This is a genomic window from Domibacillus robiginosus (assembly GCF_000966195.1).
Lineage (GTDB): Bacteria > Bacillota > Bacilli > Bacillales > Domibacillaceae > Domibacillus > Domibacillus robiginosus.
Genome location: NZ_LAHL01000016.1, coordinates 1 through 8,742 on the forward strand (window position 1 = coordinate 1; position 8,742 = coordinate 8,742).

The following is an 8,742-nucleotide window of genomic DNA, read 5'->3' on the forward strand; positions in this document are numbered from 1 at the left end:
CACGAAATTTTGATTTTGTCACACAACATGACACTTGAAAAAGCCGTTTTGTCATTCAGTATGACACCTAAAAATGCTTATTTGTCACTGAACATGACAGTTCAATGCTTGTTGTATTTTAACGTAATACAAATGTAGTTGTTTTGTATTCGTACTAAATCACTTTAGAAAATACAAAGTTATACAGTTTAAAAACCAGCATTAATTTGATGCTGGTTTTTTCATGGAAATTATTTGTTGCAAGTCAGAGAGAAGAAGCAAAATCCTGCTCATCTACAGATAAATTGTGCAGATTCTATGGAATTTGGCTTTTTACGTTTAATCGTAAAAGGGCAGGTAATGTAAATACTGTAGAAGCTATTATAAAGGAGGAGTTTAATATGAATCCAAATTATCAGGAATGTATTCAGGCATGCTTAGAATGTATGGAGGCATGCAACTACTGCTTTGACAGCTGCTTGTCCGAAGATGATGTAAAGATGATGGCAGACTGTATTAGACTTGACCGCGAGTGTGCAGATATTTGTGCTTTCGCTGCCAAGTCTATGCAAAGCAACAGTCCATTTGCCAAGCAAATCTGCCAGCTGTGTGCAGATATTTGTGAAGCGTGCGGCAATGAGTGTAAAAAACACAGTGCGGAACACTGCCAGCGTTGTGCAGAAGCATGCTTTAAATGTGCAGAAGCATGCCGCCGCATGGCTTAAGTTTCAGGCTCAAGAAAGCTGGACAATCGTCCAGCTTTCCTTTTTTGTGAGTGCAGTATTAAAAATGAACGTAAAAGAAATTGAGAGTTAAAGGGGAAGTCACCAATGAATAAATATGCTAAATTTGGCATTATGATCGCCACCTCAACCGTTCTGATGTACGGTTTTATGTATTTCAATGTGTTTCAATTAGATCATATTTTTTTCAGTGAAACGAGAGCCTATATGGCACTAATGATGGGATCTGTAATGGCTATTATCATGATGCTGTTTATGTGGAAAATGTATGATAAGCGCCGTGTGAATACGTTTATTCTTGCTGGCAGTGCTGTTGTGCTTGGCCTCTCTATTTGGCTCATGCGTAGCCAAGCCACGGTTGAAGATACTTCTTGGATGAAAGCAATGATTCCTCATCACTCTATTGCTATTCTTACCAGTGAACGTGCAAACATTTCAGATCCACGTGTAAGAGAACTTGCGGACAACATTATCAAAACGCAACGCAAAGAAATTGCAGAAATGAAAAAGTTAATAAAAGATTTAGAGGAGAAGGAAGAATAAAAAGGGGGAAGTAAATGAAAAAAGTAGTCTTTGGAGTAGTTATTTTACTTTTTATTATTTTGATTATTTGGTTTTTCAATCAAAGGGTAAGCGAAGGCTATATTTTATCAGTAGATGATTCGAGGATTTGGGTAATACCAATGAGCGACACTGAGGTAGAAGGGAAAACAGAAGCAGAAATCATATCTATTTTAGAAGCTAAAAGCTCTAAATCACCAGGAACGTTTTACGATATACCCTTGATAAACAAAGTCTTAAATACAGACTTTGAAGAAGGTCAGAAGGTAAGAATTTATTGGACCGGATATGCTTTAGAATCTGCACCAGGACAGATAAAAGGTACTCTGCTTATCTTGGATGCAACATAAATGCTATTATGTTGTATTTAGAACGCCCTGGATCTTTAGAATTCGGGGCGTTTTTTCGATTTTAGTATAATCATGAGGAGATTTTTATAATGCGTTTTATTGAACTAACAGGGCAGTTTAGTTTAACAACGTGATGACATCAAACGGACTTAAAAAACGTCTCAACCCCGTCAAAATAAAATGATGAGGTTGAGATATTAATTTCTTTTTAACTCTCTCAATATCTTATCCATTGGTAAAAAGAAAGAATTTTATTGTATTTGGTTATATCATTATAAAGAATTAAAAATCAGCATTTATTATGGTTTCTAATGCTTTTTTTAGTTCGTCTTTTTCAATATCTGATAAGTTTTGAAGAACCTTATTATTCAAGGTAATTGTTGCAAATTCAACTTTCTCTCTAATTTCATGAGATTTTGAAGTAGCAGTTACTAAAACATTCCTACGATTTTTTGAGTCTACCGAACGTTCTATCAAATCAGCTTTTTGCATTTTGTCTAATATCCCTGATACAGTAGGGGCTTCCAAATGTACCATTTCTCCAATTTGTTTAGGAGATAATTGTCCTTCTTTCCACAAACAATTCAACACACCATATTGAGCTGGTGTTACTCCGTAGTCCTCTAGAAGCTTGCTAAAATATTTAAAAACTTTATTCTGACTTACGCTTAGTAAGAAATTCATACAATCTTTTAATTCCATATTATCTCCTCCATTTGACAATACCTATAATATCATGTTAGTTTTTGTTACGAAATACTTTTGGTACAAAAATGTTTTGTTTCAAAGTAAAGGGGAGGATAATTATGAATTTATTTAAGGCGATTGTTGTAAAAGAAAACCAAGAACAAGTAATTTATGGATTAGAGGATGTTAATCTTGACAGTCTTTCTGAGGGTGAGGTTTTAATTAAGGTGGCATATTCTTCAATAAACTATAAGGATATGCTGGCTGTTCAAAAAAATGGAGGCGTTATTCGGAATTATCCAATGATTCCCGGAATTGATTTAAGTGGAACTATTGTTCATACATCGGATAATCGCTACACAGAAGGACAAGAAGTTGTTGTTACAGGCTTTGATATGGGGATGAGCCATACAGGAGGGTTTGCAGAATATGCTAGAGTTCCTGCAGAGTGGATTGTTCCGTTACCAGCTAACTTAACCCTTAAAGATGCGATGGTTTTTGGAACAGCAGGATTTACAGCAGCACTTTCCATCATAGCTCTAGAAGAGAAAGGTATGGATATAAATAACAATCCAAGGATATTAGTCACTGGTTCAACTGGTGGAGTAGGTAGTATTGCTATCCAAATTCTAGCTAAAATTGGCTACAAAAATATCTCTGCATTGGTTAGAAAAAAACATCAGGAAGAGGTAGCAAAATCTTTAGGAGCAACCAATGTTGTTTTTGTAAGTGAGTTAGGAGAACAAAATAAGCCACTTAATAAACAAAAGTTTGACTTTGTCTTAGATACTGTTGGTGGGGAGGTTGCTTCTGTATTAATTCCTCAAATTTCTTATGGTGGAAGTATGAGTATGTGTGGGAATGCAGGTGGTATAAAATTAACATCAACAGTTTTGCCATTTATACTTAGAGGGATTAACCTTTTAGGAATTGATTCAGTAAATGTACCAATTAATAACCGTGGTTATATTTGGGGGAAAATAGCTGATGAATGGAATATTTCTCAAACTACTCTAATAAATGAGCTTACACTAAACGAATTACCACAAACAATTGAAACGATTAAAAATGGTCAGCATTTAGGAAGAACAATTATAAAATATTAAAAACCAGTTAATTTTGCGAGGATAAATAACTATTTGGTAGACTTATCGCAATAAAAAGAACTGGCTTTATTTGCAGTTCTTTTTATTAGTTAACAAACTGAACAGTAGTAGTGCTCGCCAGTTTTAATATTAATATTATCTATATCCAACTAATGGGGCAGTATTACTGTAATAAATTAAGTGTAAATATATAGAAGTTTGTGAACAAATCTACTTAAACTATCGGGGGCGTTAGTTGAATAAGTGGACCACAAAATTTGTTTTCCTAATGCAACATAAAGGGAATTATGTTGCATTCATAAACATATTAAAAAACAGGCTGCATTCCTTGATTATCAAGGGATGCAGCCTGTTTTAGTTAGGAAGAAGGATTTTCAATGCTACATATTGAATAGTATAGTTACGTTGAAAGCAATATAAAGAATAAAAACAGGAGGGTCTTTTTTGGTAGCTAAGCAAGGACAAAATACGGTTGATCCTATTCGAGATCCAGAACAAATCCGGGCAATGAAAGAATACTTGCTTCACAAATCTTATCGGGACTATTTTTTATTTGCCTTTGGTATTAATTCAGGTCTTCGCATCAGCGACATCGTAGGGCTTCGAGTGATGGATGTACGGAACACAGAACATCTGCGAATTAAAGAGAAAAAAACAGGGAAAATCCGAAAAATTCGGATGACTGGTGCTTTGAAACAGGAAATAGAGAAATACACGCGCCAGATGGCTGATTCTGACCTGTTGTTTCCATCCCGTAAGGGTAAAGATCCAATTGGACGTGAAACAGCCTGGAAGATTGTTAACGGGGCTGCACGAGCGTGTGGTATTCAAGGAGCCATTGGGACGCATACGATGCGGAAAACATTTGGCTACCACTTTTACCAGCAGACGAAAGACGTGGCCATGCTGCAGCAGATTTTTGGCCATTCGGCGCCTTCTGTGACCCTGAGATACATTGGTATTAATGATGAGATGGTAGATCGAGTACTGGAAAGCTTTTCTTTATAAAACAAAAAAATATAAGGGATCTTTGGTAGGAAGTTATTTGAAGGGGACTACTTCGTTACTAATGAAAGAATTACCAGGAGAGGAAGGGCACATTTTTTATTCTTTTCAAGAAAAAGAAAGATATATAGAAAATGCGATCACCTACATTACTTCTGGGGTTGAGCAAGGAAGCTGCGTACTGCTCATAGAAAATGATCGGTATTTTTCTTTATTGCGCACAAAACTAGAATCCCTTTTAACAAAGGAGCAGCTGAAGAGAATACATCATGTAAATAATTACGATTTTTATTATTCTCGCGGAGATTTTCATCTAACTTCCATTATTTCATATTTTTCTAAAATTATCGGTAGTTACCGGGAAAATAATTTATCTATCAGGACATGGGCCCATGTGGAATGGGGAGATACAGAAGAAATTTCTTGTGAAATAAAAAAATTTGAAGAAGAAGCAAATAAGGCGGTTTCCTCAATGAAGTTACTGTCTGTTTGTGCCTATGATGCCGATCGGTTGACTGAGTCGCTCCAGCGTTCATTAACGTGCTCTCATAATTTTGTGATGACAGATGAGGGGATTATTAGGAAATAAAGACAGACAGGAAATCCTGTCTGCCTTTTGTTTTTTTTAGATTATTTCTTTTTGAAATGTGAAAAGAAAATACATCAATTGCTTCCATGTCTTGTATAATTTCTGAAAGTTTGCTATAAATAGAATCAATTAAATCGAGCGGAAAAGCAAAAAGGCAAAAGCGCGTTATAGTGTGGTTGGCGCCACCTATAACCGTCCACCGTGATTCAGGCACGGTAAACACTTGCTTTCACCTTTTCTTAGTGTTAATCTGCCTGTATTTTACGGCATTTAAACCTAATTTTCAAGGGGAAAGTCTATCTTTTACAGTCATGCAAAAGACGTGTTTACCGATTTTCTACGGTAAATGCGTCTTTTTGTTTTCCCAAAAAGGAGATAGGACTATGACTGTAAGCAGAATTGTAACCCCAGATGAATTTAAACAAATGATGAGCTACAAGGTGTATGCGGAGAATCATAACCAGCAGCAATCCATGAAGCTGCAACTCTTAAAAGGCGTAGAGGAAGCGTATGGCGAACGCTACTGGCGCTTGAAAGAAGGTACACGCAAAGCGATTGATATGCTGTGCTGGTTTGCATCGGAGCGAGGATTTGTTTTTGCGAAGGACAAGTACCTGTCTGATCGGTACGAGGTGTCGGCCAAAACAGTTCGGAATGTGTTGAAGGAGTTACGGGAAGCCGGCATAATCTTCACTGTGTATCGCCGGTCCAGCACGCAAAATTGCCGGACGGCTCCCGTCCATTTGTTTACGGCGCATCCGTACTTTAAGTATTGGCAAAACATGCTGGATTTACATGATTTCCAGAACGATTTCCAAAACGAAAACGCTGAAAAGCCTTATGAGAGTAAGGAAGAACAGCCGAAAATCGTTTCTACCAAGTATTTATCTTTTAATAAAAATCTTTTAAAGATCTTACGTAAGCAGGATCGTCTGAATTCGTCTTTTACACCGAAGAATGTACCCGGTGAATTTGTGAAAGCAGCGAAGCCTTTCTTTGATGATGCAGAAGATATTTATGATCTTTGGAAAAAAGCTTCTCTTGTTTATCGCCAGTTTGATTTGCTGCACGAATTGGAACAGTACACGGAATTAGTGATTGATGCGCTGAAACAGACGATCTACGCCTATAAACATCGGAAGATCCGGAAGGATTTTAAAGGCTATTTCTACGGAACCCTGCTCAAAATGTTTACATACCAGAAGCGCCAGGAGACTTTTACTAGCCACCCGTCTATCTTTAATTGGCTTGAAGACCAGGAAGAAAAATCAGCAGGCAGCACGAAAAACTGGCGCGCAGAAATTCAGGAATTAATGGCGAAGGAAGAACGGGATCTGGATGATTTGATCGAGGAACTTCCCTACTGAATAAACCAAAACAGTTGCTAGAAAAAAGAGAAAATCTGTCTGCAGGAAGCCAGAAAGTAAACTCAGCTGGTGCTGTCTTTTCTTGAAAAAGAATCGTGTCTTTTTCTAGCAAATGCTGTTTTTTGTCGTTCTTTTTTGAACAGTGATGCATTATTTTAGGTGTCAAAAAATTTGCCATTTGGCTGAATTTGCTGTCAAAAAATTTGACAGTACCCCTATTTTGAGTGTCAAATTTTTTGCCAAAACGGAAATTTCGTGTACCCACGAAAACACTAGGCTCTGCCTAGTACCACACGGAAAGTGGGGTCATGTTTTCCTTATGCTCTTTCTCACTTTAAAGACAAAACGTAGCCAAATTTCAGTTTGGTCAGCTGAAGCTAAATAAGCTGGCTTAAGCCAGCTTGAAAATCAGCGGATAAAAGTATTTACGAATAAAAATAGACCTGAAATTTAATCGATAGTAGACCAAAACTGTGCAATAAAAAAACCTCTAAAACTTTTAGAGGTTTTCATGCAAATAATTATTCATTTATTAGTTTTTCAATGACCGATGCGGCTTCTTCTACATCGTCGTAATATTCAATCGTTTGGCATTCAACAAAGGTTAACTGTATTGTTTCAGTATTTTTTTTGCAGCTAGCTTTTAGAAAATCTTGTCCATTCTTGCTAAATGTATGAGTAATCTCAACGGTATTGTAGTAACACAGCGTTTTTAACATTTCTTTTATATGGTTTAAAGACATTTAATAGTCCCCTTCCTTAACAAAGGAAAGTGACTAAAAAAAGTCTAAAGGGATCCCGTGTATTTATTTGATTCTTAATTATAACACGAGTTTAGTTGTTTACTCAGTAGTTTGTCTGAAAAGTTGATTTATTTGAATTTAAATATATGTGCAAATTTCAATAATAAACCTTGCGCGCTTGAAGTAATTAGAGTGATAACCTAGAATTAAATTCAAGGTTCAAATATAGAGGAAAATCTAGAGTGTTCTAGTTCTAGAATCGTATTTAACTCATAAAAATCAACGTTTTTATCCATTCTAGTTTTTAGAATCTGGAGGTGACGATCATGGAAAAAATCCTGGAAGAAAAAGAGCGACATGACCAGACCTACACAACAAAGGAGACCTCGCGTCTGACCGGATTAAGTATTGATTTGCTTCGTCTTTATGAGAAAGAATTCAATTTGAACATACAACGCACGAAAGGGAATCACCGGAGATACAGTCAGGATAACATTGAGTTATTCGTAGACATAAAGAAAAAGATCCAGGAACAAAACTGGAGTTATAAGATGGTGTTGCAGTGGTTAAACGGCAACGAAATAAAAATGGAATCACTTGCTGTTCAATCAGAACTAGAGAAAAAAGTAAATCTTCTTCAAGATATGGTTCAAGAATTACTCGCGAAATCAAAAGAAGATGATTTATTTAAACAGGCCCTGATTCAAAGATTAGATCAACAAGACACCTACATAAAAGAATCCCTGGAGAAGCGAGATCAACTGCTGTTAGAAAGTCTCGCGAAGTCCACAGAAGATCGAAAAAACTCTCGAACATTCTTCCAGCGTTTGTTGAAAAGACCTTGAATGAACATGAAGTATAAAAACCAAAGAAATTCATGCAGCAGGAAAAGGGGAGAAGAAAAAATGGCACATAAAATCACACTAACAGGCAAGCCGGTAAGTGCATTACGGTTGAAAAAGGATTTCTGTACATTCGATATGGAAGAAAAGGGTTCTCCAGCAGCCCCGAAAGGTCTCCCGAAAAGCTCAACGATTACCTATACCATTTTTATTAACCAGAAGCAGTTAAAAAAAGCCGGATTAACAGAAGAAAACATTCAAAATCAGAAGATTATGGTACAGGGAGAACCTACACTGGACGTTCCCATGGATGACTGTCCGGGCGAGATCGGTGTTACATGCTTTCAGGTTTCTGTAATTTCAGAAAAACAAAAAGAAGAAGTGAAGGCAGAGAAAAAGCTCGCAAAAGAGCCAGAGAAAAAAGAAGAAGTGAAAGCAGAAGAGCAGCCAAAAGCACCGGAGGGCACTGAAGATTTTGTAGAGCTAGAGCAGATCAAGGTGCCAGAAGAATTTTTGAAGTATCAGCCGAATCCGTATAAGACACAGCTGGTGATTGACCATGTAAAACAGTCCGGCATGTTGGATGAACCGATTACGATTAATCGGGAAACCAAGGTGTTAACCGATGGATACAGGCGGTATATTGTGGCTGAAAAACTAGAAATAAAAACAGTGCCTGTTATGTACGAAAAAATCACCGTGGAAAGCTAAATAGCAAGAAAAGAGCATAAGGAAAACATGACCCCACTTCCAGCGTGGTACTAGGCAGA

At 36.9% G+C, this 8,742-nt stretch carries 11 protein-coding genes; 9 read left to right on the top strand and 2 right to left on the bottom strand.

Annotated features, from left to right (window positions below; all coding sequences use genetic code 11):
- The first annotated feature begins 380 nt into the window (after positions 1-380).
- From VP97_RS23290 to VP97_RS12050, 3 genes are all read left to right on the top strand, one after another.
- Positions 381-704: a four-helix bundle copper-binding protein gene (locus VP97_RS23290; protein ID WP_082220339.1), complete on the top strand. Its 324-nt coding sequence runs from the start codon at positions 381-383 to the stop codon at positions 702-704.
- Positions 705-809: 105 nt separating this feature from the next.
- Positions 810-1,265: a DUF305 domain-containing protein gene (locus VP97_RS12045; protein WP_050182137.1), complete on the top strand. Its 456-nt coding sequence runs from the start codon at positions 810-812 to the stop codon at positions 1,263-1,265.
- A 14-nt stretch (positions 1,266-1,279) separates the two neighbouring features.
- Positions 1,280-1,633 carry a DUF3221 domain-containing protein gene (locus VP97_RS12050; RefSeq protein ID WP_050182138.1) on the top strand — a complete coding sequence of 118 codons (354 nt, stop codon included), beginning with the start codon at positions 1,280-1,282 and terminating at the stop codon, positions 1,631-1,633.
- A gap of 282 nt (positions 1,634-1,915) precedes the next feature.
- Here the strand turns inward: VP97_RS12050 and VP97_RS12055 are convergent, their stop codons facing one another.
- Positions 1,916-2,335 (bottom strand): MarR family winged helix-turn-helix transcriptional regulator, encoded by a 420-nt coding sequence (locus tag VP97_RS12055; protein ID WP_050182139.1) that lies wholly within the window; start codon positions 2,333-2,335, stop codon positions 1,916-1,918.
- A 104-nt stretch (positions 2,336-2,439) separates the two neighbouring features.
- Between VP97_RS12055 and VP97_RS12060 the strand changes: the two genes are divergently transcribed.
- The 4 genes from VP97_RS12060 (at position 2,440) to VP97_RS12080 (ending at position 6,387) form a co-directional block, all read left to right on the top strand.
- Positions 2,440-3,426: a YhdH/YhfP family quinone oxidoreductase gene (locus tag VP97_RS12060; RefSeq protein WP_050182140.1), complete on the top strand. Its 987-nt coding sequence runs from the start codon at positions 2,440-2,442 to the stop codon at positions 3,424-3,426.
- A gap of 444 nt (positions 3,427-3,870) precedes the next feature.
- Positions 3,871-4,434 carry a site-specific integrase gene (locus VP97_RS12065; protein WP_156153483.1) on the top strand — a complete coding sequence of 188 codons (564 nt, stop codon included), beginning with the start codon at positions 3,871-3,873 and terminating at the stop codon, positions 4,432-4,434.
- Between the two features lie 61 nt (positions 4,435-4,495).
- Positions 4,496-5,020 carry an MEDS domain-containing protein gene (locus VP97_RS12070; RefSeq protein WP_050182141.1) on the top strand — a complete coding sequence of 175 codons (525 nt, stop codon included), beginning with the start codon at positions 4,496-4,498 and terminating at the stop codon, positions 5,018-5,020.
- A gap of 383 nt (positions 5,021-5,403) precedes the next feature.
- The gene (locus VP97_RS12080) at positions 5,404-6,387 is read left to right on the top strand and encodes a helix-turn-helix domain-containing protein (RefSeq protein WP_050182144.1); all 984 of its coding nucleotides are present in this window, start codon (positions 5,404-5,406) and stop codon (positions 6,385-6,387) included.
- Between the two features lie 521 nt (positions 6,388-6,908).
- Here VP97_RS12080 and VP97_RS12085 read toward each other — a convergent pair.
- Positions 6,909-7,130, bottom strand: a complete 222-nt coding sequence (locus tag VP97_RS12085; protein ID WP_050182146.1) for a hypothetical protein — start codon at positions 7,128-7,130, stop codon at positions 6,909-6,911.
- Between the two features lie 326 nt (positions 7,131-7,456).
- On the opposite strand from VP97_RS12085, the gene VP97_RS12090 reads away from it, so the two are divergent.
- Both VP97_RS12090 and VP97_RS12095 read left to right on the top strand, forming a co-directional pair.
- The gene (locus VP97_RS12090; RefSeq protein ID WP_050182149.1) at positions 7,457-7,975 is read left to right on the top strand and encodes a MerR family transcriptional regulator; all 519 of its coding nucleotides are present in this window, start codon (positions 7,457-7,459) and stop codon (positions 7,973-7,975) included.
- A gap of 60 nt (positions 7,976-8,035) precedes the next feature.
- A complete protein-coding gene (locus tag VP97_RS12095; protein ID WP_050182150.1) occupies positions 8,036-8,683 on the top strand; it encodes a ParB N-terminal domain-containing protein in 648 nt (215 codons plus the stop codon).
- Positions 8,684-8,742: the final 59 nt, after the last annotated feature.